Raw genomic sequence first — 24,525 nt, 5'->3', positions numbered from 1 at the left:
CCTACCTCACGAACGAGAGGGGATGCGCATGCGCGACGACGACGTCCTGGCAGCGGTCCGCGAACTCGCCCCCACCCTGCGCGAACGCGCCGCCGAGGCGGAGAGCCTGCGCCGGGTGCCCGACGCCTCCATCAAGGACCTGGCCGGCACCGGCTTCTTCCAGCTCCTCCAGCCGCGGGCCTACGGCGGACTCGCCGCCGACCCGCTGGTCTTCTACCGCGCGGTCCGCGAGATCGCCCGGGCGTGCGGCTCCACCGGATGGGTCGCCTCCGTCGTCGGCGTCCACCCCTGGCACGTGGCGCTCTTCGACCGCCGCGCCCAGGACGAGGTCTGGGGCGCGGACCCGCACACCCGCATCAGCTCCTCCTACGCCCCCACCAGCCAGGTCACCCCGGTCCCCGGCGGCTTCAGGATCTCCGGCCGCTGGCACTTCTCCTCCGGCTGCGACCACACCGACTGGGCCCTGCTCGGCGGCCTGGTCACCGACGCCGACGGCAAGCCCGTCGAGGTCTACACCTTCCTCGTCCCGCGCGCCGACTACCGCATCATCGACGTCTGGGACACCGTCGGCCTGCGCGGCACCGGCAGCAACGACATCGTCGCCGACGACGTCTTCGTCCCCGCGCACCGCGCGCTCGGCTTCGGCCCGGTCAGCGCTCGCGACTGCCCCGGCCACCGCACCCACCCCGAACCCCTCTACCGGCTGCCCTACGCCGCCGTCTTCACCACCACCATCTCCACCCCCCTCGTCGGCATCGCCCAGGGCGCCTACGAGGGCTACGTCGCCGCCACCCGCGAACGCGTCCGGGTCTCCTACGGCCAGAAGGTCGCCGAGGACCCCTTCGCGCACGTCCGGATCGCCCGCGCGGCCAGCGACATCGACGCCGCCTGGCTCCAGCTCACCCGCAACATCGGCGACATGTACGAGCGGGTGGTGCGCGGCGAGGACCTGCCGATGGCCCTGCGCACCCGCGCCCGCCGCGACCAGGTGCTGGCCACCGAACGCGCGGTGGCCGCCGTGGACCTGCTGGTGGAGAACGCCGGCGGCAGCGCCATGCGCACCGGCCCCCACCCCGTCCAGCGCGCCTGGCGCGACGTGCACACCGGCCGCGGCCACGCCGCCAACGACCCGGAACGGGCGCTGTCCCTCTACGGCCAGGGCGCCCTCGGCCTCGACATCCAGGACACGATGCTGTGACCACGCCGGACGACCTCAGCTACGAGAACACCTCGAAGACCGCCACCGCCGGGGACCTCACCCTGCACTACAACGAGGCCGGCGACCCCGCCGCCCCCGCCGTGATCATGCTGCACGGCGGCGGCCCCGGCGCCTCCGGCTGGTCCAACTTCGGCCGCAACCTCCCGGTCTTCGCCGAGCACTTCCGCACCCTGCTCATCGACCAGCCCTGCTACGGCGCCTCCGGCAAACCCGAGCCGACCAAGGACTTCTTCTCCTTCGCCGCCGACGCCGTCGCCGCCCTCATGGACGAGATCGGCCTGGCCAGGGCCCACTTCGTCGGCAACTCGCTCGGCGGCGGCACCGCCACCCGGATGGCGCTGGACCACCCGGAGAAGGTCGGCAAACTCCTCCTCATGGGCCCCGGCGGCATCTCCGTCAACCTCTTCGCCCCCGACCCCACCGAAGGCATCAAGAAGCTCTTCGCCTTCAACGGCACCACCGAGCCCACCCGCGCCATGATGCGCGACTTCCTCACCACCCTCGCCTACGACCCGGCCCTGGTCACCGACGCGTTCGTCGAGGAGCGCTACGCCCGCGCCACCGACCCCGAGGCCAAGCTCGGCAACGACCGGATGGCCGCCTCCTTCGCCAAGTGGCCCGCCGACACCATGCTCTGGCGCGAGGCCCACCGCATCACCCACCCCACCCTCCTGACCTGGGGCCGGGAGGACCGGGTCAACCCGCTCGACGGCGCCCTGGTCGCCCTCAAGACCATCCCCGACGCCCGGCTGCACGTCTTCCCGCACTGCGGCCACTGGGCGCAGACCGAGCGGTTCGAGGAGTTCAACCGCCTCGCCCTCGACTTCTTCCGGCACTGACGCCACGGCACCGAAAGGCACGTCCATGGACATCCGCTCGCTGGGCTACCTGCGCATCGAGACCGCCCGCCTCGCCGAGTGGCGCACCTACGCCCTCGACATCCTCGGCATGGTGGCGGCCGAGGGCAGCACCGACGAGGTGCTGCACGTCCGGATCGACGACCGGATCCGCCGCTTCTCCTTCGAGGCCGGCACCCAGGACCGGCTGCTCGCGGCCGGCTTCGAGGTGGCCGGCGCCGCCGCCCTCGCCGAGGCCGCCGCCGAACTGGAGGCCGCCGGCGTCGCCGTCGAGCACGCCGACGACGCCACCCTCGCCGACCGCCGCGTCCAGGGCCTCCTGCACGTCACCGACCCGGCCGGCAACCCCCTGGAGATCTACTGGGGCCAGGCCCAGGACCACACCCCGCTCGGCACCCCCTACGGCAACCGCTTCGTCACCGGCGACCACCTCGGCCTCGGCCACGTCGTCCTGCCCGCCCCCGACATGGACGCCGCCGTCGCCTTCTACGAGGGCCTCCTCGGCTTCCAGCTGCGCGACCGGATGAAACTCCCGCCGATCGCCGTCCCGACCGGCGAACCCGGCCGCGACCACTACTGGATGAACTTCCTCAGCCCCAACGCCCGCCACCACAGCCTCGGCCTCTACCCCGGAGCCCTGCCGCCCGGCATCGTCCACTTCATGGTCGAGCTGGAGACCCTCGACGACGTCGGCTTCTGCCTGGACCGGATGCACCGGGCCGGCATCCCCATCGCCTCCTCCCTCGGCCGGCACTCCAACGACCACATGGTCTCCTTCTACGCCCAGGCCCCCGGCGGCTTCCAGGTCGAATACGGCTGGGACGGCCTGATCGTCGACCCCGCGACCTGGGTCACCAAGGAGATCACCGCCGACAGCTTCTGGGGCCACCAGTGGAACGGATGATCGAACCCGCCGCGTTCCGGGACGTCCTGGGCCGCTTCGCCAGCGGCATCACCATGGTCGCCGCCCTCGGCCCGGACGGCGAACCGGCCGGCCTGGCCTGCCAGTCCTTCGCCTCGCTCTCCCTGGACCCGCCGCTGATCCTGCTCTGCGTCGGCAAGGGCTCGACCAGCTGGCCGCGGATCGCCGCCGCCGGGCACTTCGCGGTCAGCATCCTCGCCGAGGAGCACCGCGCGGCGTGCGCCGCGCTCGCCGCGCCCGGCACCGACAAGTTCGCCGGCCTGCCCTGGCGCGCCACCCCGCACGGCACCGTCCACCTCGACGGCGCGCTCGCCACCGTGGACTGCGCCCTGGAGGCCGTCCACGAGGCCGGCGACCACCTCCTGGTCACCGGCCGGGTCCTGGACCTGACCGCCCGGGAGGACGGCGCCCCGCTGCTGTACTTCCGCGGCGGCTACGCGACGGGAGCCTTCTGATGGCCGGCTCCCCGCCGGGGCAGGCCCCCGCCCCGCCGATCGACGTGGCGCGGGTGACCTCCGCGCCCCCGGTCCGCACCGAGGTCACCTGGGACGACCGCGACGTCCGGCTCTACCACCTCGCCCTGGGCGCCGGCGTCCCCGAGACCGACGACCGCGAACTGGCCTACGTCTACGAGCGGCACGCCCGCGGCCTGGCCGTCCTGCCCACCTTCGGCACCGTCGCCGGCGGCACCGGCGGTATCGGCTTCCAGGTCTTCGACCTGCCCGGTGTCGACATCGACCTGGCCCAGGCCCTGCACGGCGCCCAGGAGATCACCGTGCACCGCCCGCTGCCCGCCGCCGCCCGGGCCACCGCCACCACCCGCGTCACCGCCGTCCACGACAAGGGCCGGGCCGCCGTCCTCGTCCAGGAATCCACCCTGCGCGACGAGGACGACCGGCCGCTGCTCACCCAGCGCAACCACATCTTCGTGCACGGCGCCGGCGGCTTCGGCGGCGACCGCGGCCCCGCCGACCCCACCCCCGCCCCCGACCGGACCCCCGACCACCTCTTCGACCTGCCGACGCTGCGCCAGCAGGCCCTGCTCTACCGGCTGACCGGCGACCGGAACCCGCTGCACGCCGACCCCGCCACCGCCCGCGCCGCCGGCTACGACCGGCCCATCCTGCACGGCCTGTGCACCTTCGGGATGGCCGTCAAGGCCGTCACCGACCGGCTGCTGGGTTCCGACCCGACCCGGATCACCGGCTGCCGCACCCGCTTCGCGGGCGTCTTCTTCCCCGGCGAGACGCTGCGGCTGCACCTGTGGGACCAGCCCGGCGGCACCGGCTACCTGCTCCGCGCCACCGCCCCGGACCGCGACGACGCGGTCGTCCTCAGCCACGCCGCGCTCACCGTCCGCTGACCGCCCGCCGCACCAACGGAGCTGCCATGAAAGACAGTTGGGACCACACCTACGACGTCGTGATCGCCGGGTCCGGCGCGGCCGGCTTCGCCGCCGCGCTCACCGCGCGGCTGCGCGGCCTGCGCCCCCTGATCATCGAGAAGACCGACCGCTACGGCGGCTCCACCGCGCTGTCCGGCGGCGCGATCTGGATCCCCACCAACTTCCACCTCGACGCGGCCGGCCTCGGCGACACCCGGGAGAAGGCCCGCGCCTACCTCGACGCCACCGTCGGCGACCGCGTCCCCGAGGCCCTCAAGGACGCCTACCTGACCCACGGGCCCCGGATGGTGCGGGAGTTCCACGACCGCACCGCCGTCCGCTTCGTCTACACCCCCGGCTACTGCGACTACTTCCCCGAACGGCTCGGCGGCTACCCCCAGGGCCGCTCCATCGAACCGGCCGTCTTCGACTTCACCGCCCTGACCGCCGAAGCGCGCCGCACCATGCGCCGGGCCGGCCTGCCCACCTACGGCCTCACCATCACCAGCTACGACTTCCGCCACCTCAACATGGTCGCCCGCACCTGGGCCGGCCGCCGCACCTCCGTCAAGGTCGGCCTGCGCGCCGCCAAGGCCCTGGCCACCGGCGCCAAACCGCTCTCCCTCGGCGAGGCCCTGATCGCCCGGATGCGGTACTCACTGGCCGCCCTCGGCGGCGACCTGTGGCTGGACACCCCCCTCACCGGCCTCGTCCAGGAGAACGACCGGGTCACCGGCGTCCGGGCCCTCCGCAACGGCCGCGAGGTGACGATCCGGGCCACCGGCGGCGTCGTCCTGGCCTCCGGTGGCTTCTCGCACAACCAGGAACTCCGCGAGAAGCACCTGCCCGCCCCCACCTCCGCCGCCTGGTCCTCCGCCTCCGAGGGCCAGACCGGCGACGCCCTCCAGCTCGGCGTCGAGGCCGGCGCCGCCACCGACCTGCTGGACAAGGTCTGGGGCGCCCCCTCGGTCTGCCCGCCCGGCGAACGCCCCTTCTTCCTCGTCGCCGACCGCGGCATCCCCGGCATGGTCATCGTCAACCAGGCCGGCGACCGCTACGCCAACGAGGCCGCCCCCTACAGCGAGTTCGTCGACGCGATGTACGCCCGGCACACCGCCGAGGCGTCCACCGTCCCGTCCTGGCTGATCCTCGACGCCCGCGCCAAGGCCCGCTACCTCTTCATGGGCCTCTTCCCCGGCCAGCCCTTCCCCCGCAAGTGGCTCGCCGACGGCTTCGTCAAGAAGGCCGGCTCGGTCCCCGCCCTCGCCGAGGCCACCGGCATCCCCGCCGCCCGCCTGGCCGCCACCCTCGACCGCTTCAACGGCTTCGCCCGCACCGGCCGCGACGAGGACTTCCACCGCGGCGAGAGCGTCTACGACCGTTACTACGGCGACCCCACCCTCCCCAACCCCAACCTCGCCCCGCTCACCAAACCGCCCTACTACGCCGTCCCCGTCCACCCCGGGGACATCGGCACCAAGGGGGGCCTGGTCATCGACGCCGACGCCCGGGTCCTGCGACCGGACGGCAGCGCCGTCGACGGCCTCTACGCCGCCGGCAACGTCTCGGCCGCCGCGATGGGCGAGACGTATCCGGGGCCGGGGGCGACGATCGGGCCCGCGATGACGTTTGCTTGGGCTGCGCTGAACCATGTTGCGGCCGGGGGCCGCTGAATCCCGCGTTGTCGGCCTTCCCGCCGTGCGGGTACCTGCGGCGGGCCTGCGCACGTTGTCGGCCTTCCCGCCGTGCGGGGTGCTGTCGTTCCCCGCTTCGCGGGGTCCGGTGCCGCTGCGCGGCACGCCGCAGGCGCAGGGCCCGCCACCGCACCCAACAGCCCCGCGCAGCGGAAACCCACCCCCCGCGCCGCAGGCGCACACGACACACCCCCCACGGCGGGCCAGCCGACAACGCGGGCAACCCACCGCGCCAGCGGATAGCGTCGGGGGCAAAGCGGACGCGAGGGAAGAGGTGGGCGCGTGGGCACCTGGGCGGCCGTCCTGTTCGCGTTGCTGGCGGCGGCGAGCAACGCGCTGTCCGTCGTGCTCCAGCGCCGGGCGGCCCGCACCGTCCCGGTTTCCGCCCGGCTCCGGCTCGGGCTGATCGCCGATCTGCTGCACCGGGCGGTGTGGCTCGCCGGGATGCTGATGGTGCTGCCGGCCGCCTGCTTCCAGGCGCTGGCGCTGTCGCTGGGCGCGCTCTCCGTGGTGCAGCCGATCTTCGTGATGGAGCTGCCGCTGGCGCTGCTGCTCGGCCGGCTGCTGCTGGGCGGGCTGCCCCGGCGGGTCTCCCGGCGCGGCTGGGCGGGGGTGGCGCTGCTGGTCGTCGGGCTGGGGACCGCGCTGGCGGCCGCGGCGCCCGGCGCCGGCCGCGACCACGCGCCGCTCGGCCGCTGGGTGCCGGCCCTGGTCGTCTGCGCCGTCGTGATCTCGGTCTCGGTCGCCGCCGGACTGCGCCGCGGTGCCGGCAGCGTCCGGGCCGCCTGCTTCGGCGCGGGTACGGCGATCGCGTACGCGCTGACCGCCGCCCTGCTCAAGGACGCCACGCACGCCTGGCAGCGGGGCGGGGCGGGCGAGTTCTTCGCGTCCTGGCAGACGTACGGGTTCGTGCTGACCGGGATGGTGGCGCTGTTCCTGATGGAGAACGCCATGCAGTCCGGCCCGCTGACCGCCTCGCAGCCGGTGCTCACCCTCGGGGACGCGCTGGTCAGCCTCTCCCTGGGGGTGACGCTCTTCGACGAGCGGGTGCGGGCCGGCTGGTGGCTGCTGCCGGAGGCGCTGGGCTGCGGACTGATCGTGTGGGGCGCGGTGCTGCTCTCCCAGGTGTCGCTCGCCCGCGATCTGGTGGCCGGCGAGGCGGGGGAGCGGCCGGCCCGTCCGCGGCGCGGCCGCCTCCGGCGCCGCGCCTAGCCGCCGGCCCGCGCCCCCGGCTCACCCGGTGTACGCGGGGGCGACCGCCGAGGTCATCAGCCGGCGGGCGGTGCCGGAGCCGTCGGCGGGGACCGTCCACAGGTCCGAGCCGTAGTCGCCGGGCAGCGCGTAGAGGAGGGTGCGGGTGCCGGACCACAGGGCCTGGTCGTCGATGCTGCGGTGTTCGGCGGTGGCGGTCTCCCGCCCGGTGGCCAGGTCCAGGACGTAGAGCCGCCAGGGGGCGTCGGGGGACGCGCCGGGGACGCGTTTCTTGTAGGCGACGCGGGTGCCGTCGGGGGAGAGGGAGGGGCATTCGACGTTGCCGTGCAGGGTGGTCAGGGTGCGGGCGGTGCGGTCGCCGCGGACCAGGTAGGTGCGGCCGCCGGTGGCCAGGGTGGCGTAGAAGCGGGTGTCGTCGGCGAAGGTGACGCCCCAGACGTTGACGTCGGAGGCGTGGTACGGCCGGCCGTCCTTGGTGACGGCGTAGTCCTCCAGGTTGTCGTCGAGCGCCCAGGTGCGGGTGTCGGCGATCGCGGTGCGGGTGGAGAAGGCGGTGCCGGCGTAGGAGTCGCCGCTGACGAAGACGGTCCAGGCGACGGTGCGGCCGGAGGGGGAGACGCGGGCGCGGGTGGGGATGCCGGGGGCCGGGAAGCGGTGCCGGACGCGGAGGCGGGCGTCGAGCACCAGCGCCCGGTAGGTGTCCGTCAGCGCGCCGCGTTCGGCCTGGAGGCAGATGCCGGTGCCGGCCGCGGCGTGGAAGCGCAGGCATGTCAGGCCGGAGGCGGTGCGCGCGGCGCCGGGGTGGGCGGCGGGGACCGCGGTGATCTCGTCGCGGTGCGGGCCCCAGGCGAGGTTGCGCACCAGCAGCTGCCGTGCACCGGAAGGGTGGAGCGCGACCGTGCCGGGGCGGACCGGCGGGCCGTCCGCCTGCTGGCGGTCGCGGTCGGCGGAGCGGCCGGCGGCCCGCAGCACCGCCGCGGTGCCGACGGTGCCCAGGAGCGCCACGGCGAGCAGCAGGACGATCAGCCGGGTGCGGCGGTTCATCGGGTTCCCTCCCGGTGGGGGTGGCCGGTGCGGAGCAGCCGGGTGGCGGTCAGGGCGGCGGCCGCCAGGGCCGCGGCGGCCACCGCCAGCGCGGTCCGCCCGTCCCACAGGCTCCAGGCCGCGCCGAACGCCAGGGAGCACACGAACCGGGCCAGCGCCTGGCCGGTGCCCACCAGCGCCTGCCCGGCGCCCTGCTGCTCGGGTGGCACCACCCCGGCGGTGGCGGCGGCCAGTACGCCGTCGGTGGCGGCGTAGAAGGCGCCGTGCAGGACGAGCACGCCCAGGACCGCGGGCAGGCCGCGCAGCGGCGCGAGCACCAGCCCGTACGCCAGGAGCAGTGCGGCGTGCCCGGCCAGGAACAGCCGGCGGCGGCCGGCCCGGTCGGCGAGGGCGCCCAGCGGGACGGCGAGCAGCAGGAAGACCGCCGCGGTGCCGAGGGGGAGCAGCGGGAACAGCCCGGCGGGCACGCCCAGTCCGCGCTGGAGGAGGAGGTAGAGGAAGGAGTCGCTGACGGTGGTGAGCCCGAGGAGCGCGGCGCACAGCGTCAGGCGGCGCAGCGGGGGGCGGCGCAGCAGGGCGAGGGAGGTGCGGAGCGTGGGGCGGGCGGCGGTGCCGGGCGCGGGCGCGGTGCCGGGCGTCCGGGCGGGCACGAAGAGGACGAGGACCAGGACGCCGAGGACGGCCACGCAGCCGCTCACGGTGAACACCGCGTCGTAGCCGTCGGCGGCGATCCGCAGGACGGCGAACGCGGCGAGCGGGCCGAGCAGCGCGCCGGCGGTGTCCATGGCCCGGTGCACGCCGAACGCCCGGCCGCGGTGCTCGGGGCGGGTGGCCAGCGAGATCATCGCGTCCCGGGGCGCGGTGCGCAGCCCCTTCCCGGCCCGGTCCGCGGCCAGCACCGCGCCGATCGCGGGCAGTCCGTGGGCGACCAGCAGCAGCGGTTTGCACACCGCCGACAGGCCGTAGCCGAGGCCGGCCACCACCTTGTGGCGGCGGCCGCCGCGGTCCGCCAGATGGCCGCCGGCGAGCCGGACCAGCGCCCCGACGCCGTTGTTCAGCCCGTCCAGCAGCCCGAAGCCGAGCGGTGAGAGCCCCAGCGCGGTGACGACGTACAGCGGCAGCACCGCGGTGATCATCTCCGCGGAGACGTCGGTGATCAGGCTGACCGCGCCCAGGGCCAGGACGGTGCCGGGCACCGCGGGCCGCCGCCCCGGGCCGGTGCGGTCCGGGGCGGCGGTGCGGGCGGGCGGGCCGCCGCGGGAGTCCGCGAGGTACACCGGCGTCAGTTCCAGATGCCGGTGACCGCGGCCGCCGAGGCGGCGTTGCCGGCGTGCGCGGACAGCCCGGCCAGCTCCTCCAGGGTGCGCAGCACGTTGTAGTGGTTGTAGGTGGTCGCGGTGGAGCTGCCGGGCGCCACGTGGGCGCCGTAGAAGAGGGTCGGGATGCGGTTGCCGGCGAGGCGGTTGTCCTCGTCGAAGGTGACGGCCAGCAGGCTGTTGTGGCTCTTGGCCCACGCGGCGTAGCCGCCGAGCTCGTTCTTCACCCAGGTGTCGCCGGTGGCGACCGAGCAGTCGTGCATGTCGTTGCAGAGGTCCGGTATGACGAAGGAGACCTTCGGCAGGGCGGTGTAGTCGGACGGGAACTGGTCGAAGGTCTTCGCGGTGTCCTTCGGCACGTTGGAGAAGCCGAACCACGGGTTGTGCTTCTGGGCGTACCTGCCGCTGCTGCACACCGTCGAACCCTGGGCCGGCAGGCCCTCGTTGTAGCTCGCCCAGCTCTGGCCGGCGGCGAGCAGCTCGGAGGCGAGGTTGGGCGCGGACATCGAGCCGACCGGGACGCAACTGTCGTCGGTGCGGCCCTGGTTGGAGCCGGAGAAGAGCATGTAGTAGTTGGGCTCGCTGGGGTGGGTCAGGCCGTAGGACCGGGTGAGGGTGGCGCCGCCCGCCCTGAGGGAGTTCAGGTAGGGCGCGCCGGAGGCGCCGATCACCTGGCTGTACGCCTTGTTCTCCAGCACCACCACCACGATGTGGTCGGGCGCGGGGACCCTGGCGGCCTGCGCGGACGCGGTGGTGCCGGTGGTGGCCCACAGCCCGGCCGCGGTGGCGGCGAGGGCCGCCGCGCCGGCCACTGCGGTGCGGGAACGCCGGGTGCGCTTGCGCGCCTTGGCTGCGGTCATGACGGTCCTCCGGAGGTCGGTCACGGGCGTGCGGGGGAGGGAGCGCGGTAACCCTAGGAGCGGCCGGATGGACGCGGCCGCGCCCACCGGGTGAAGAACAGACGAACGATGGCCGCCACGGAAAGATGAGAGTGACGGCCAACCGCCCGTCCGCACAGGGGAGTTCCGGCCACCCTTCCCCGCCCGGCCCGCCCGGCCCGCCCGTCAGGCCGGGGTGCGCGGCGCCGCCGGGGTGTCGCCGCGCACCGCGTGCAGGTAGAGCAGCAGCAGGTCGGCGGTGAAGTAGGAGCTGTAGGAGACGTCGGGGGTGTCGCCGCCGGTGTGGTAGCCGCCGATCACGCCGATCAGCGCGTAGCCACCCACGTCCCGTACCAGGAACGGGCCTCCGGAGGTGCCGCCGATGTAGCCGGCGCAGGCGATCTCCAGGAAGTCGCCGGGCGCGGCGGGGTCGGCGCTGGTGTAGCGGTGGGTGGACGAGGAGCAGTCCAGCGGCTTGGGGTAGCGGGCGTCGCTGCTGCCGGGGTAGCCGATGAGCCGCACGTCGGAGTGGTCGTAGCCGGGGTAGGGGAGCAGGTCGAAGCCGCCGGTGACGCGCTGGACCCGGGCGCCGTCCTCCCGGGGGCCGACCCGGACCACCGCGTAGTCCCAGCGGGCGCCGGCGTCCGTCCCGAGGTCGTAGTAGCGCTGGTCGAGGTAGATCCGCTCGACGGGGTAGATGCCGTGCGGTTTGAGTCCGTCGTGGTACTGCGGTACGAACGCCAGGTACTTGCGCGGGTCGGGGGAGCGCAGGCAGTGTCCCGCGGTGACGACGAGGTCGCGGTGCGGGCTGCGGACGACGGTGCCGCCGCAGAACCGGCCGGTGCCGGTGGCGTCCGTCCAGAAGAACGTGCCGACCTGCGGCAGCCCGTCGAAGGGGTGGCTGGGCGGGACCGGGCCGGCCGCGGCGGGCCGGGCCGCGGCCGGTTCACCGGGCACCGCCACGGGCCGGGCGGCCGCCATGCGGCCCGCGGTCCAGTAGGCGTCGACGGCCGCGGCGGGCGGGGCCGGGGCCGTGGCGGCCCGGGCGGTCGGCGCGGGCACCGTGCACAGCGCGAGGACCAGCGCCAGCAGGGCGGTCAGCGGCAGCGCGCGGGCCGGGCGGCCGCGGGCGGCGAGGGGTCTGCCCATGGGGGGCTCCTTTCGGGGACGCGGCGTACGGCCGACATCGTCGTACCGCGCGCGGCGTCCGGCCAGAGGGGCGTCACCGGCCGGTGCCGGCGGGCCGGCCGGATTCCCCGTCCGTTTCCCCCTCCGCGGCGCGCAGTTCCGCCAGGATCCGCTCCCGGTCCTCGTCCAGCGCCGGGATCCGGCCCATCCGGGGCTCCCGCCCGGCGACGGTGACCGGCGGCAGCAGCGCGTCCAGCGGTCCCACCGGGGAGTCCACGGTCCGCCAGCGGTCGCGGGCGGCGAGCTGCGGGTGGGCGGTGAACTCCGCGACGCTGCGCAGCCGGGCGTGGGCGATCCGGGCCGCGGACAGCCGCCGTTGAACCTCCTCGGCCGGCAGGACCGCGAAGCGTTCCTCGATCCGCTCGCGCAGCGCGGCCCGGTGGGCGACCCGGGCGGAGTTCCGGGCGAACCGCGGATCGGCGGCCAGCTCCGGGAGTTCCAGCACCCGCGTGCAGAACGCGGCCCACTCCCGCTCGTTCTGCACGCCCAGGAAGACCCGCGTGCCGTCCGCGGTCCGGTACGGCCCGTACGGGGCGATCGCGGCGTGCTCGGCGCCGGAGCGGGGCGGGACGGTGCCGCCGTAGCGGGTGAAGTAGGCGGGGTAGCCCATCCATTCGCCCAGCGCCTCCAGCATGGACACCTCGAACGCGCCGCCGCGGCCGGTGCGTTCGCGTTCGTACAGGGCCGTCAGGACGCCGGTGTAGGCGTACATCCCGGCGGCGATGTCGGCCACCGGGATGCCGATCTTGGCCGGTTCCCGCTCGGTGCCGGTCAGCGACATCGCCCCGGCCTCGCACTGCACCAGCAGGTCGTACGCCTTCGCCCGCGCGTACGGGCCGCCGGTGCCGTAGCCGGAGATCCCGCACACCACCAGCCGCGGGTGGTCCGCCAGCAGCGCGGCGGCACCCAGGCCCAGCCGCTCGGCCGCGCCCGGCGCGAGGTTCTGCACGAAGACGTCGGCCCGCCCGATCAGCCGCCGCAGCACCGCGGCGTCCCCGGGCTCCTTCGCGTCGAGGGCGATCGACTCCTTGCCGCGGTTGAGCCAGACGAAGTGGCTGGACATCCCGCGCACCGTCTCGTCGTAGCCGCGCGCGAAGTCGCCGGTGCCGGGCCGTTCGACCTTGATGACCCGGGCGCCGAGGTCGGCGAGCTGGCGGGTGGCGAAGGGGGCCGCGACCGCCTGTTCGAGCGCGACCACGGTGATGCCGTCCAGAGGGAGCATGAACGGGACCTTTCCTGAGGAGACGGGACGGAGCCGGGCGAGGCGGGTACCTATCCGCCCGTGGATCCCGGACGGATCCCCGGATCCGCCAGGGTCCGGCGGCACCACCCCTACCCGCAGGAGTCACCATGACAGCCGACCGGCACGGGCACGCCATGACCGACACCGGCCCCGAGGCCCTCGGCCACTACGAACGGGCCCTGGACGACCTGGTGTTCTTCCGCCCCGGTGTCGAGGACGCGGCGCGCGCGGTGCTGGCCGCCGCGCCCCGTTCGCCGATGGGCCACGCGCTCGCCGCCCAGCTGGGCGTCCTGGCCACCGACGCGCGGGCCGCCGCGGCCGCCCGCGCGACCTTCACCGCCTTCCGCGCGCAGTGCGACCCGGACCGGCTCACCCCGCGCGAGCGGAGCCACCTCGCCGCCGCGGCCGCCGGGCTGGAGGGCGACTACCGCACCGCCGGCCGGATCCTCGACGAGACCGGCCTGGCCCACCCGCGCGATCTGCTCGCCCTCTTCGCCGGCCACCACCTGGACTTCCTCGTCGGCGACGCGCCCCGGCTGCGGGACCGGATCGGCGGTGCGCTCGACGCGTGGGACGAGGACGATCCGCACTACGGCCCGCTGCTGGGCATGTACACCTTCGGCCTGGAGGAGAACGGCCACTACGAGCACGCCGAACAGACCGGCCTGGCCGCCCTGGAGCGCCGCCCCGACGACGTCTGGGGCATCCACGGCGTGGTGCACACCTACGAGATGCGCGGCCGGTTCACCGACGGCCTCCGCTTCCTGGACGCCCGGACCCACGACTGGGCGGCCGGCACCCTGCTCACCGGCCACACCTGGTGGCACTACGCCCTCTACGCGCTGGAGTGCGGCGACACCCGCCGGGTCCTGGAGATCTACGACTCCGTGCTGTGCGAGGCCGGCGCGGAGGACGGCGCCCTGGAACTCGTCAACGCCGCCGCGCTGCTGTGGCGCCTGTACCTCGCCGACCGTGCGGAGCCCGCCCGCTGGGCCGCGCTGGCCGATGCCTGGGAGCGCCGGGACGACGGCCCGCACTACGCCTTCAACGACGCCCACGCGGTGATGGCGTACGTCGGCGCGGGCCGCCCGGAGCGGGCCGAGCGCCTGATCCGGGACCGCGAGCGCTGGCTGGCCGCGACCCCGGCCGGCGGCCCGGCCGCGAACCGTGCGATGACCGAGGAGATCGGCCTGCCCGTCTGCCGGGCGCTGCTCGCCTACGGCCGGGGCGCGTTCGGCGCCGCCGCCGACCTGCTGCTGCCGGTCCGGTACCGGCTGCACGAGTTCGGCGGCAGCCACGCCCAGCGCGACGCCGTGCAGCGCACCCTGGTGGAGGCCGCGCTCCGGGCCGGCCGCGGCGACCTGACCCGCGCCCTGCTCAGCGAACGCAGCCGGCTGCGCCCGGTCTGCCCGTACAACTGGTCCGCGAAGGCGCGGCTGGCGGAGCGGGAGGGCGACGGGGCGCGCGCGGCGGCGGCGTGGGCGCGGGCCGGCGAGCAGGCGGCCGGGACGGCCGGGTGAGCCGGGCCGGGCGGGTCAGCCGAGCAGCTGCTCGGCCCAGATGACCTTGCCGTCGGCGGTGTAGCGGGTGCCCCAGCGGTGGGTGAACTGGGAGATCAGGAAGAGCCCCCGGCCGCCCTCGTCGGTGGTCCGCGGGTGCCGCAGGTACGGGGAGGTGCTGGAGCCGTCGCACACCTCGCAGATCAGGGTGTGCTCCAGGATCAGCCGCAGCCGGATCGGCCCGGAGCCGTACCGGATGGCGTTGGTGACCAGTTCGCTGACCACCAGCTCGGTGGTGAACGTGAGGTCCGGCAGCTCCCAGTCGGCCAGCTGCCGGCCGGCCATCTCGCGGGCCCGGCCCACCACGGCCGGGTTGCAGGCCAGTTCCCAGGACGCGAGCCGGTCCGGGTCCAGTCCGCGGGTGCGGGCCAGCAGCAGGGTGATGTCGTCGTGCCGGCGGCGCGGCACCAGCCCGGCGAGCACCGACTCGCCCAGCGCGTCCAGGGAGGCGCCGGGTGCGGTGAGCGCGCGCAGCAGCCGCTCCGGCGGCGGCTCGCCCGCCGGGGAGTCCGCGCCGGCCAGCAGCCCGTCGGTGTAGAGCGCGAGCACGCTGTCCTCCTTCACGGGCACCTCCACGGACTCGAACGGCAGCCCGCTGACGCCGAGTTCGGGGCCGACCGGCACGTCGGCGAACACGGCGGTGCCGTCGGGGGCGACCAGGACCGGCGGCGGGTGCCCGGCGCTGGCCAGGGTGAAGCAGCGGCCGATCGGGTCGTAGACCGTGTAGAGGCAGCTGGTGCCGACCGCGCCGGTGCCGGCGCCCTGCCCGCCCTCCTCGGAGACCCGGCGGACCAGGTCGTCGAGGCGGGCCAGCAGCTCCTCCGGGCGCAGGTCCAGGGCGGCGAGGGTCTGCACCGCGGTGCGCAGCCGGCCCATCGTGGCGATCGCGCCGATACCGTGCCCGCGCACCTCGCCGACCACCAGCGCCAGCCGCGCCCCGGACAGCGGGATCACGTCGTACCAGTCGCCGCCGACCCCGGCCAGCTCGTCGGCGGGGCGGTAACACGTCGCCAGGGACAGCACGTTCTGCTCCAGGACGCCCTGCGGCAGCAGGCTGCGCTGGAGGGTGAGCGCCGCCTCGCGCTCCCGGGTGTAGCGGCGGGCGTTGTCCACGCAGACCGCGGCCCGGGCCACGAACTCCTCGGCCAGCCGCAGGTCGTCGGCGCCGAACGGCTCCCCGCGCTCGGCCCGGAAGAAGCTGGTGACGCCCATCGTCGTACCGCGCGCCCGGATGGGCACGACCATGGCGGTGTGCAGCCCCTGGGCCAGCAGCCGGCGGCGCCGGCCGCCGGGGACCTCCGGGGCCCACTCCGCGCCGTCCGGGTCCAGCCGCTCGGCGCGCCACGACCGGCCGTCGGTCAGCGCGCGGACGGGCGGGGACCACGGCTGGTACGCCGCCAGGTCGCCGACCGCCACCACCGCCTCGGGGATGCCGGGCCGCACCGACTGCTGGCCGGCCCGCCGCAGGGCGACCAGGTCGTTGTCGCCGGGCGGCCCGGTCAGCGGCTCCCCGCCCTGGATGACCGAGTCCAGCAGGTCCACCACGACGAAGTCGGCGAGGTCCGGCACCGCCACGTCGGCCAGCTCCTGGGCGGTGCGGGTCACGTCCAGGGTGCGGCCGATGGCGGAGCCGGCCCGGTCCAGCAGGAGCAGCCGCTGCTGGTTGCGGTGGCGCTCGGTGATGTCGATGACGGTGTAGCAGACGCCGATCGGGCGGCCGCCGCCGTTGTCCAGCCGGACGAACGACATGGCGTGGACGCGTTCCTGGGCCGGTTCGGAGCGGGGGTGGCCGATGTGCTCGTAGCCCAGGACCGGTTCGCCGCTCTCCAGGACGCGCCGCATCTGCGCCTCCAGGGCGTCGGCGTCGATGCCCGGCTGGATCTCGGCCAGCCGGCGGCCGATCCGCTCCCGCGCCGGGCCGCCGCCGAACCGCTCCAGTGCGAGGTTCGACCAGACGAACCGCAGCTCGGTGTCGACCACCGCCATCCCCACCGGGGTCTGCGTCAGCATCCGCTCCAGCACCGCCCGGCTCATCTCCCACCCGGGGAACGGCGACGCCTCGGCGGCCACCGCCAGCCAGTGCGGGGCGCCGGTGCGGTCGGTCACCGGGGCCAGCTGCGCCAGCACGCCGACCCGTGCGCCGTCCTTGCGGCAGGCGGTCAGCGGCCCGCTCCAGCCGCCGTGCGCCCGGCACGCGGCGACCAGCTCGGGGAGCCGGGCCGCGTCGTCCGGGTCCAGCAGCGCCGCGACCGGCCGGCCCAGGACGTCGGCGGCGGGGTGGCCGAGCAGCCGTTCGGCGGTGCCGGGCCAGCTCTCCACCCGGCCCCGGGCGTCGCACAGCACCAGCGCGGCGTCGGCGATGTCGAGCGCCGGTCGCCGCCCGCCGTGGGCGTGCCCCTCGAACTCCACCATCTGTGCGGTTCCGTCCCTGCCGGCCGAATTGCGTTATATGTGACATTTACCCCGTCTGAGGCTACTGGCCCCGGGCCGTTCGGCCCCCGTCTCACAGCCCGGCGAGTTCCCGGGCGCGGGTGAGCAGCGCGACGAACATCTCCCGGGTGAGCGTGCCGGTGAAGGTGTTCCGCTGGCTCGGGTGGTAGCTGCCGAGGACCCGCAGCTCACCGCGGTCCCCGGCGCCCGGCAGGGTCACCTCGGCGCCGTGCCCGAACGCCGGCCGGGGCCGGGGCACCGGCCAGCCCGCCGCGCCCAGCACCGGCCACAGCGTCTGCCAGGCGAAGCCGCCCAGCGCCACCACGGTCCGCAGCCGCGGCGCCAGCAGACCCAGCTCCGCCTCCAGCCACGGCCGGCAGGTGTCCCGCTCCGCGGTGGTCGGACGGTTCTGCGGCGGCGCGCAGTGCACCGGCGCGGTGACCCGCACCCCGTACAGCTCCAGCCCGTCGTCCCGGTGCGTCGCGGTCGGCTGCGAGGCCAGGCCCACCGCGTGCAGCGCCGCGAACAGGAAGTCCCCCGACGCGTCACCGGTGAACATCCGGCCGGTGCGGTTGCCGCCGTGCGCGGCCGGCGCCAGGCCCACCACGGCCAGCGACGCGTCCGGCGGGCCGAAGCCGGGTACCGGCCGCGCCCAGTACTCCCAGTCCCGGAACGCCGCCCGGCGCTCCGCCGCCACCCGCTCCCGCCAGGCCACCAGCCGCGGGCAGGCCCGGCAGTCGGCGACCGCGGCGTCCAGGTCCGGCAGCCCCGCGCAGTGCGCCGCCCGGCGGGCCGGGTACGCCGCGTCCGCCGTCTCCCGCGGCGCCCCGCCCGTCGCCTCGCTCATCCGTCCCCTCCCGATTCCCCGGCGCCCTCCGCGCCGTCCGTACGGTCCGCTTCTGCGCGCGCCGGTGCGTGCGCTTCTCCTCCTGCGTCTGCTCCGCCCGGCCCGTCCGATGCCTCCGCCGGGGCACCGGCCGCCTCCGCCGCCTCCCCGGCCGCCTCCTCCGCGCCGTCCGGGGCGAGCAGCAGCAGCGCCACGTCGTCCAGCCGCTCCGCTTGGGTGCCGCGCCGGGACAGCACCGCGTCGGCCAGCGCGCCGGGGTCGGCGCAGGGGATCCCGGCGAGATCGGCGGCCAGCGCCGCCACCCCCTCGTCCAGGTCGGTGCCGGGCCGCTCGACCAGCCCGTCGGTGTAGAGGGCGAGCAGCGCGCCGGGCGGCAGGACGACCGTGGTGGCCGCGTAGCGGGTGTCCGGCGCGATGCCCAGCAGCAGCCCGGGCGGCGTCCGCAGCACCTCGGTGCGGCCGCCGGGGTGCCGGAGCACCGGCGGCGGGTGGCCGGCGCTGGCCAGGCAGGCCAGCTGGCTGCGCAGGTCGAGGTGGACGTACAGGCAGCTGGTGAACAGGTCCGGGCCCAGGTCGGCCAGCAGCCGGTTGGTGCGGGCCAGTACCTCGCCCGGGGCGGCGCCGGCCGAGGCGTAGGCGTGCACCGCGGTACGGGCCTGGCCCATCAGCGCCGCGGCCGCCGCGTTGTGGCCCTGCACGTCCCCGATCACCGCGGCCACCTGGTGCTCGTCCAGCCGGATCAGGTCGTAGAAGTCGCCGCCGATGTCCATCCCGCGGGTGGACGGCAGGTAGCGCGCGGCGACCGCCAGGCCCGGGACCGGCGGCAGGCGGTGCGGCAGCAGCCCGGCCTGGAGGTCGTGCGCCAGCTGCTGCTTGGTGTCGTAGAGGAAGGCCCGGTCCAGCGCCTGGGCCATCAGCCCGGCCAGTGAGGTCAGGACCTGCCGCTCCTCGGGGGTGAAGGTCCGCGGATGCCGGTACGCCAGCACGCAGCAGCCCACCGGGCGGCCGGAGACGATCAGCGGCAGCACCGCCCGCGCCGCCATCCCGGTCAGCCGCGCCAGCCCCGGGAAGTGCCGCTCGGTCTCCTCCGCCGAGGTGAAGAAGCTGGGCTCGCCGGTGGCCAGCGCGCGCACCGTCGGACTGTTCGCGGCGGTCAGCGGGACGCCTTCGTACGCCTCCACGGCCCGGGCGGGATAGCCGCGTTGGCCGATCGTCCGCAGCCGCCCGGCCTCCGCCGCGTACATCAGCATCCCCTGGGCACCGAAGGCCGGCACGATCTGCTCGGCGAACAGGTCGGTGACGTCCTGGACGCCGACCGCCTCGGTGAGCGCCGCCGCCAGGTGCAGCACGTGGTACATCTGCGCCGCGCGCACCGGCATCGCCTCGGCGGGCCGGCGCGCCACCGGGTCCGGCTCCTCGTCGGCGCTGATCCACACGCTCACCCCGCGGCCGTCCGGGAACAGCCGGAACGCCAGCCACTGCTGCGGCGGCCGGAAGGCGGTGAACGAGACCGGGCGGCGGCTGATCACCGCGGCCCGGCAGCGGTCCTCGAAGACCGGCCCGGCCAGCCACGGCAGCACCTCCCACGGCCGCCTGCCCAGCATCCGGGCGGCCGCCACGCCCAGCAGCTCCGCGGCGCCGGTGGAGAGCATGGTGATCCGCCCCTCCAGGTCCAGCGCGCAGCCGCCGCCCGGCAGCCGCTCCACGTAGTCCATGGCGGCCAGCGCCTCGTCCGCGCCGACCGCACGGGCCGGCGGCGGCACGACCACCAGCGGTCCATCCGGGCCGCCGCCGGTGGGCAGCAGCGCGGCCAGCCGGCGGCACGCGGTGTCGAACGCGGCCCGCTCGGCCCCGGACAGCTCCGCCGGGTGGCCGGCCGGCCACACCAGCACCACCGCGCCCAGGCACCCGCTCCCGTCGGTCAGCGGCGCGGCGCCCAGCGCGAAGTCGTACGGCAGCGCCACCGCCGTCCGGGGGAACTCCCGGGCCAGCTGCTGGTGGCCGGCCGCCCAGACCAGGCGCTGCCGGCGGGCCGCGACCGCGACCGGCAGCGGCGCCGCCAGCGCGATCCGCTTCCAGGGGTCCAGCACCGGCGGCGGGATGCCGCTCAGCGCGGCCAGCCGCAGCACCGGGGCGTCCGGCGCCAGCTCGTAGACCATCGCGGCGGACGCGCCGGTCTCCCGCATCGCCCGCAGCAGCGCGCGCCCCAGGGGGACCTCCCCGGTCCCGCGGGGCGTCATGGCGCACCTGCTGTCAGCCGCGGCACAGTGCTGACGTTACGCCGCCGGGCCGCCGGAAGCAGGCCCGGCGGCCCGGGGCCGGCTGCCGGGACTACCAGCGGGTGGCGAGTTCGACGGTGACCGACGCCAGGGCCGCCTCGGCGGCCGCGTTGGCCGCGGCCGGGGAGCCGGCCCGCAGCAGGACGTGGCCGATCCGGGAGAGGTTGTCGTCCGGGCCGCCGACCGCGTCGCCCGGCAGCTTGGTCAGCGCGGTCTCCACGATGTGCGCCCCCCCGGGGCAGCGGGCCCACCCGGTGCAGGGTCCCGGCCTCCGGGGCGGTCAGGAAGCGGATCGCGGCGGCCGCGGCGCGCCGCGGGGTGACGTCGGGGCGTTCGCCGAGGACGGCCTGGAGGTGGGCGCGGGCCATGTCGATGCCCAGCGCCTCCCGGACCAGCCGCATGATGTGGTCGCCGGGCGGCCGGGCGCCCACCTCGATGACCCGCGGGCGGCCGGCCGGGTCCAGCTTCAGCTCGGTGTGGGCGAGCCCGGCGCGCAGCCCGAGCGCGGTCACCGCGGCGGTGGCCGCCCGGTACACCGCGGCCCGGGCGGCGGGGGACAGCGCGGCGGGCACGGTGTGGCCGAGTTCGGCGCGCCGGGCCCCGGTGGTGGTGAACTTCTCGGTGACCGCCAGGTGGTGGACGGTGCCGCCGGCGAGGACCGTTTCCACGCTGAACTCCGGCCCGGCGACGTACTCCTGGGCCACCAGGGCGGTGTCCAGCGGGATGCCGTGCGGGAGCTTGCGGGGCCGCGACTGCGCGCGCCGGGCGGCCGCGGGCAGCGCGGCGGGCGCGGCGACCACCGAGACGCCGATCGAGGCGGCCTCCTCGGCGGGTTTGACGACCAGCGGGTAGCCCAGCCCGGCGGCGTCGGCGCGCCGGGCGAGGGCGCCGGGGTCCGGGGCGGTGACGGTGCGCGGGGCGGGGACGCCGTGCGCGGCGAACGCCTCGGCCATCAGCCGCTTGTTGCGCCCGGCCGGGGCGGGCCCGGGGAGGTGGCCGGGCAGCCCCAGCGCGGCGGCCAGCCGGGCGGCCAGCGGGGTGAGGAACTCCCAGCAGGGCACGATCCCGTCGATGCCGGTGTCCCGGCAGAAGGCGGTCAGGTCGGCGAGGGTGGCCTCCGGGTCGGTGAAGTCGGTGAAGGCGGTCCCGGCGATCCGGTCGGTCAGTTCGGGGCGGTAGCGCGCGTAGAGGTCCTCGCGGGTGGCCACGTACGCGTCCGCGCCGAGGGCGGCGGCGGCCGCGAGCAGATCGCCGCCGGCGGCGACGTCGGCTTCCAGGACCAGCACTTTCCTGCGGGGGGTGGCGGGCACGGGGTTCCTTCCGGTGCGGGGCGGCCGGCGGGCGGTACGCGGGTCAGCGGGACGACCGGCGGCGCAGGGCCGGGGCCAGCGCGAGCTGGGCCAGCGCCGCCAGCAGGGCCAGTGCCGCGCAGCTCAGCCAGAGGGCGGCCGGGCCGAGGGCCAGGAGCCGGGTGCCGGCGACCGGGGCGATCAGGAAACCGGTGCCCCAGGCCATGCCGATCAGGCCGTTGTAGCGGCCGCGCAGCGCGGGCGGCGCCAGGTCGGCGACGACGGCCGCGGTGACCGCGAACACCAGGATCTCGCCGAGCGTGCTGACCGCGACCGCCAGGCCGTAGACGGGGGCCGAGGCGGCGGTGGCGGTCAGCGCGTTGCCGGCCGCGGCGACGGCGAAGCCGGTGGCCAGCACCCGGCTCTTGTCGTGGCCGTCCAGCCGGTGGCCGATCAGCGGCTGGGCGGCGATGACGACCAGGCCGTTGACGGCCATCACCGCGCCGTACGCGCCGCTGGAGATCCCGGTGGCGCGCATCGCCAGCGGCAGGGTGGCGAACGCCTGCTGGAAGACCACCGCGTAGAGCACGATGATCCCGGCGAAGGCCACCATCACCCGGTCCCGCAGGACGGTGCCGAAGCCGCCGGCCGTGGGGGCGCGGCCGGCCGGCCGGGTCTCCGGGACGGCCAGCCACACCAGCGCCCCGAAGACCGCGCAGGCCCCGGCGTCCAGCCAGAACAGCAGCCCGAAGCCGTGTGCGGCGAGGTAGCCGCCGAGCACCATGGCCAGCGAGAAGCCGAGGTTGACGGCCCACAGCAGCAGGCCGAAGGCGCGGGTGCGGTCGGCGGCCGGCACCGCGTCGGCGACCAGCGCCTGGGCGGCCGGCCGGAAGAGGTCCAGGGTGATGCCGAGCACGAAGCAGGACGCGACCAGCACCGGCAGGCTGCGGGCGTGGCCGAGGGTGAGCAGCGTCGCGCCGTTGGCCAGCATGCCGCCGGTGAGCGCGATCCGGCGGCCGAACCGGTCGGCGAGGAAGCCGCCGAGCGGCTGGGAGATCACCGAGCCGATGCCGCCGACGGCGAGCACCAGGCCGGCGGTGGCGAGCGGGACGTGCCGGACGCCGGTGAGGTACAGGCTGAGGAACGGATTGACCATCGCGCCCAGCCGGTTGACCAGCGAACCGCCCCACAGCACCCAGAACGCGCCCGGCAGCCCGCCGGCCCGCACCCGGACGAAGGCCCGCAGCCGGCTCTCCCGGAGGCCGCCGGGGGTGACCGCGGCGGACCGGTCGGCTCCGCTCACCGGGCGCCCCCGGCATCCGCCGGGGCGGCCGCGCCGGTGCCGGCCGTCGCGCCGGCGGCCAGCGCGGCCCGGTCGACCTTGCCGTGTGCGGTGACCGGCAGCCGGTCCAGCAGGCGGATCTCCTGCGGGACCATGTAGGAGGGCAGCGACTCGGCGCAGAACGCCCGGAGTTCACCGGCGTCGGCCGGGGGAGCCCCGGCGGCGAGCACCACGAAGGCGGCCAGCTGGAGGCCGCCGCCGGGCACCGGCAGCGGCAGCGCGGCGGCCGCGGTGGCGCCCGGGTACGCGGCCAGCCGCCGCTCCACCTCGCCGAGTTCGACGCGGTTGCCGTTGATCTGGACCTGGGAGTCGGTGCGCCCGGTGAAGGCGAAGGTGCCGTCCGGGCCGCGGACGGCGAGGTCGCCCGAGCGCAGCACCCGCTGGCCGGACTGCGGGCAGAGCGGGTCGGGCACCAGGGTGGCCGCGGTGGCCTCGGGGTCGTCCCAGTAGCCGGAGAACAGGGCGGGGCTGCGCAGGTGGATCTCGCCGGGGACCCCGGCCTCGTCGATGACCCGGCCGTCCGCGCCGACCAGCAGGATCTCCGCGCCGGGGTGGGCGACGCCGATGGAGAGCCGCTCGGTGTCCTCGGGCAGCGGGTGCGGGACGTCGGCGAAGGAGCAGGCCATGGACTCGGTGGCGCCGTAGCAGTTGACGATCCGGGTGCCCGGCAGCAGCTCCTGGAGGCGCCGGAGTTCGGGCAGCGGGAACTCCTCGCCGCAGAACAGCACCCCGCGCAGGCCGGTCAGCGCGGCGAGCCGGCGCGGTTCGTGGCGCAGCACCTGCCGCCAGATCGACGGGACGCCGTTGACCTGGGTGGCGCCGGTCTCGCGCAGCACCCGCAGCAGGTGCCGGGGCCAGCGCACCAGGGAGGGCGGTACGGGGACGACGGCGGCGCCGCTGCCCAGCGCCAGCCCGATGTTGAGCAGTGAGAAGTCGAACTGGAGGGGGGAGGTGCTGGCGATCCGGTCGCCGGGGGCGGCGATCCGGTGGGCCAGCATGCCCCGGTAGAAGGCGACCACCGCGCGGTGGCTCATCACCACGCCCTTGGGCCGGCCGGTGGTGCCGGAAGTGAAGATGATGTAGGCGGGGTCGGTGGGGCAGGGGGTGCGGCGGCGCGGCGGGCCGGTCCGGGGGGCGCGCTCGACGGTCAGGCCCGCGGGGCCGAACCGCGCGGTCCCCACGGGGGGCGGGAGGTCGGTCCGCGATCCGTTCACCTCCTGAACGTGCAGGGCGGGCCGGACGGTGTCCAGGAGGAGGTCCAGGCGCGGCCGCGGGGTCTGCGGGCTCACCGGGACGAAGGTCAGGCCGGCCTGCGAGCAGGCGAGCAGCAGGGCGATGGCCGCGGCGCCGGCGTCCGCCTCCAGGATGACCCGGGCGCCCGGTTCGAGCTCCAGGGCGGTCAGCGCGGCGGCGAACTCGCCGGTCAGGGCGGTGAGTTCGGCGTAGGTGGTGACGGTGGTGCGGCCGGCCCCGGGGGATTCGACGACGGCGGGGGCGCCGGGGGAGTGCCGCGCCGGGTCCAGCAGGAAGGAGTGCAGGAAGTCCTGGCGGAGGCCCGCGTCGGCGTCGGCGAAGGTGTGCGGCTGCTGACTCACGTTGCTGAAGCCCCCTGTGGCGTTCACACACGACGGTCTGGAGCACAAACGGGGCAGGGGAGGAGAGGTGCGTGGGAAGCCCTGCCCGCCTGTTCCGGAATCTGGAAACGAGATTCCGGGAAGCGGCATTCAGACTCTCATGTCTTCGCGGCCCTTCCCTTGTGAGGTAGATCACTTGGCTACTTCGGCAGCTTCTTGCCACGTTCAACGGTTTATGGCAGCGTCAC

At 76.0% G+C, this 24,525-nt stretch carries 19 protein-coding genes; 8 read left to right on the top strand and 11 right to left on the bottom strand.

What is annotated here, in order from left to right:
* Positions 1 to 28: 28 nt before the first annotated feature.
* The 7 genes from hsaA (at position 29) to MUU72_RS05895 (ending at position 7,288) form a co-directional block, all read left to right on the top strand.
* Entirely contained in the window at positions 29 to 1,198 is a 1,170-nt protein-coding gene (gene hsaA / locus MUU72_RS05925) for a 3-hydroxy-9,10-secoandrosta-1,3,5(10)-triene-9,17-dione monooxygenase oxygenase subunit (RefSeq protein WP_308403780.1), read from the top strand.
* Positions 1,195 to 2,058 carry a 4,5:9,10-diseco-3-hydroxy-5,9,17-trioxoandrosta-1(10),2-diene-4-oate hydrolase gene (gene hsaD, locus MUU72_RS05920; RefSeq protein ID WP_248012044.1) on the top strand — a complete coding sequence of 288 codons (864 nt, stop codon included), beginning with the start codon at positions 1,195 to 1,197 and terminating at the stop codon, positions 2,056 to 2,058. The genes hsaA and hsaD overlap by 4 nt, the downstream gene beginning before the upstream one ends.
* 25 nt (positions 2,059 to 2,083) lie before the next feature.
* The gene (locus tag MUU72_RS05915) at positions 2,084 to 2,980 is read left to right on the top strand and encodes a VOC family protein (RefSeq protein ID WP_248012043.1); all 897 of its coding nucleotides are present in this window, start codon (positions 2,084 to 2,086) and stop codon (positions 2,978 to 2,980) included.
* A complete protein-coding gene (locus MUU72_RS05910) occupies positions 2,977 to 3,453 on the top strand; it encodes a flavin reductase family protein (RefSeq protein WP_248012042.1) in 477 nt (158 codons plus the stop codon). Before MUU72_RS05915 ends, MUU72_RS05910 begins: the two co-directional genes overlap by 4 nt.
* Positions 3,453 to 4,361, top strand: coding sequence for a MaoC/PaaZ C-terminal domain-containing protein (locus tag MUU72_RS05905; RefSeq protein ID WP_248012041.1), 909 nt, complete (start codon positions 3,453 to 3,455; stop codon positions 4,359 to 4,361). The genes MUU72_RS05910 and MUU72_RS05905 overlap by 1 nt, the downstream gene beginning before the upstream one ends.
* A 26-nt stretch (positions 4,362 to 4,387) precedes the next feature.
* Positions 4,388 to 6,055 carry an FAD-dependent oxidoreductase gene (locus MUU72_RS05900; RefSeq protein WP_248012040.1) on the top strand — a complete coding sequence of 556 codons (1,668 nt, stop codon included), beginning with the start codon at positions 4,388 to 4,390 and terminating at the stop codon, positions 6,053 to 6,055.
* A gap of 303 nt (positions 6,056 to 6,358) precedes the next feature.
* A complete protein-coding gene (locus MUU72_RS05895) occupies positions 6,359 to 7,288 on the top strand; it encodes a DMT family transporter (RefSeq protein ID WP_248012039.1) in 930 nt (309 codons plus the stop codon).
* A gap of 21 nt (positions 7,289 to 7,309) precedes the next feature.
* Here the strand turns inward: MUU72_RS05895 and MUU72_RS05890 are convergent, their stop codons facing one another.
* The 5 genes from MUU72_RS05890 to MUU72_RS05870 form a co-directional block, all read right to left on the bottom strand.
* Entirely contained in the window at positions 7,310 to 8,332 is a 1,023-nt protein-coding gene (locus MUU72_RS05890; protein ID WP_248012038.1) for a TolB-like translocation protein, read from the bottom strand.
* Positions 8,329 to 9,609, bottom strand: coding sequence for an MFS transporter (locus tag MUU72_RS05885; protein ID WP_248012037.1), 1,281 nt, complete (start codon positions 9,607 to 9,609; stop codon positions 8,329 to 8,331). The genes MUU72_RS05890 and MUU72_RS05885 overlap by 4 nt, the downstream gene beginning before the upstream one ends.
* 5 nt (positions 9,610 to 9,614) lie before the next feature.
* Complete coding sequence (locus MUU72_RS05880; protein WP_248012036.1) at positions 9,615 to 10,508, bottom strand: alkaline phosphatase family protein; 894 nt, start codon at positions 10,506 to 10,508, stop codon at positions 9,615 to 9,617.
* Between the two features lie 204 nt (positions 10,509 to 10,712).
* Positions 10,713 to 11,675: a trypsin-like serine peptidase gene (locus MUU72_RS05875; protein ID WP_248012035.1), complete on the bottom strand. Its 963-nt coding sequence runs from the start codon at positions 11,673 to 11,675 to the stop codon at positions 10,713 to 10,715.
* 73 nt (positions 11,676 to 11,748) lie between these two features.
* Positions 11,749 to 12,936 carry a CaiB/BaiF CoA transferase family protein gene (locus MUU72_RS05870; protein ID WP_248012034.1) on the bottom strand — a complete coding sequence of 396 codons (1,188 nt, stop codon included), beginning with the start codon at positions 12,934 to 12,936 and terminating at the stop codon, positions 11,749 to 11,751.
* Positions 12,937 to 13,064: 128 nt separating this feature from the next.
* Here MUU72_RS05870 and MUU72_RS05865 point away from each other — a divergent pair, with 128 nt between their 5' ends.
* The gene (locus MUU72_RS05865) at positions 13,065 to 14,477 is read left to right on the top strand and encodes a tetratricopeptide repeat protein (RefSeq protein WP_248012033.1); all 1,413 of its coding nucleotides are present in this window, start codon (positions 13,065 to 13,067) and stop codon (positions 14,475 to 14,477) included.
* 15 nt (positions 14,478 to 14,492) lie between these two features.
* Here MUU72_RS05865 and MUU72_RS05860 read toward each other — a convergent pair whose 3' ends face one another.
* The 6 genes from MUU72_RS05860 to MUU72_RS05830 form a co-directional block, all read right to left on the bottom strand.
* The gene (locus MUU72_RS05860; protein ID WP_248012032.1) at positions 14,493 to 16,928 is read right to left on the bottom strand and encodes a SpoIIE family protein phosphatase; all 2,436 of its coding nucleotides are present in this window, start codon (positions 16,926 to 16,928) and stop codon (positions 14,493 to 14,495) included.
* A 91-nt stretch (positions 16,929 to 17,019) separates the two neighbouring features.
* On the bottom strand, positions 17,020 to 17,793 hold the full coding sequence (locus tag MUU72_RS05855) for a uracil-DNA glycosylase (RefSeq protein WP_248012031.1): 774 nt from the start codon (positions 17,791 to 17,793) through the stop codon (positions 17,020 to 17,022).
* On the bottom strand, positions 17,790 to 20,033 hold the full coding sequence (locus MUU72_RS05850; RefSeq protein WP_248012030.1) for a SpoIIE family protein phosphatase: 2,244 nt from the start codon (positions 20,031 to 20,033) through the stop codon (positions 17,790 to 17,792). The genes MUU72_RS05855 and MUU72_RS05850 overlap by 4 nt, the downstream gene beginning before the upstream one ends.
* Positions 20,030 to 21,382 (bottom strand): ATP-grasp domain-containing protein, encoded by a 1,353-nt coding sequence (locus tag MUU72_RS36005; protein ID WP_443743059.1) that lies wholly within the window; start codon positions 21,380 to 21,382, stop codon positions 20,030 to 20,032. The genes MUU72_RS05850 and MUU72_RS36005 overlap by 4 nt, the downstream gene beginning before the upstream one ends.
* A gap of 43 nt (positions 21,383 to 21,425) precedes the next feature.
* A complete protein-coding gene (locus MUU72_RS05835; protein ID WP_248012029.1) occupies positions 21,426 to 22,664 on the bottom strand; it encodes an MDR family MFS transporter in 1,239 nt (412 codons plus the stop codon).
* The gene (locus MUU72_RS05830) at positions 22,661 to 24,298 is read right to left on the bottom strand and encodes an AMP-binding protein (protein ID WP_372503003.1); all 1,638 of its coding nucleotides are present in this window, start codon (positions 24,296 to 24,298) and stop codon (positions 22,661 to 22,663) included. Before MUU72_RS05830 ends, MUU72_RS05835 begins: the two co-directional genes overlap by 4 nt.
* Positions 24,299 to 24,525: the final 227 nt, after the last annotated feature.

The organism is Streptomyces rhizoryzae, from assembly GCF_023155275.1.
Lineage (GTDB): Bacteria > Actinomycetota > Actinomycetes > Streptomycetales > Streptomycetaceae > Streptomyces > Streptomyces rhizoryzae.
The sequence above is the reverse complement of the archived record's forward strand: the minus strand, read 5'-3'. Positions and strand labels throughout refer to the sequence as shown.

Coding starts and splice junctions, on each gene's coding strand:
- MUU72_RS05910 (WP_248012042.1), top strand. CDS start 2,977: ATGATCGAACCCGCCGCGTTCCGGGACGTCCTGGGCCGCTTCGCCAGC.
- MUU72_RS05900 (WP_248012040.1), top strand. CDS start 4,388: ATGAAAGACAGTTGGGACCACACCTACGACGTCGTGATCGCCGGGTCC.
- MUU72_RS05890 (WP_248012038.1), bottom strand. CDS start 8,332: ATGAACCGCCGCACCCGGCTGATCGTCCTGCTGCTCGCCGTGGCGCTC.
- MUU72_RS05905 (WP_248012041.1), top strand. CDS start 3,453: ATGGCCGGCTCCCCGCCGGGGCAGGCCCCCGCCCCGCCGATCGACGTG.
- MUU72_RS05870 (WP_248012034.1), bottom strand. CDS start 12,936: ATGCTCCCTCTGGACGGCATCACCGTGGTCGCGCTCGAACAGGCGGTC.
- MUU72_RS05855 (WP_248012031.1), bottom strand. CDS start 17,793: ATGAGCGAGGCGACGGGCGGGGCGCCGCGGGAGACGGCGGACGCGGCG.
- MUU72_RS05850 (WP_248012030.1), bottom strand. CDS start 20,033: ATGACGCCCCGCGGGACCGGGGAGGTCCCCCTGGGGCGCGCGCTGCTG.
- hsaA (WP_308403780.1), top strand. CDS start 29: ATGCGCGACGACGACGTCCTGGCAGCGGTCCGCGAACTCGCCCCCACC.
- MUU72_RS05865 (WP_248012033.1), top strand. CDS start 13,065: ATGACAGCCGACCGGCACGGGCACGCCATGACCGACACCGGCCCCGAG.
- MUU72_RS05860 (WP_248012032.1), bottom strand. CDS start 16,928: ATGGTGGAGTTCGAGGGGCACGCCCACGGCGGGCGGCGACCGGCGCTC.
- MUU72_RS05880 (WP_248012036.1), bottom strand. CDS start 10,508: ATGACCGCAGCCAAGGCGCGCAAGCGCACCCGGCGTTCCCGCACCGCA.
- MUU72_RS05915 (WP_248012043.1), top strand. CDS start 2,084: ATGGACATCCGCTCGCTGGGCTACCTGCGCATCGAGACCGCCCGCCTC.
- MUU72_RS05875 (WP_248012035.1), bottom strand. CDS start 11,675: ATGGGCAGACCCCTCGCCGCCCGCGGCCGCCCGGCCCGCGCGCTGCCG.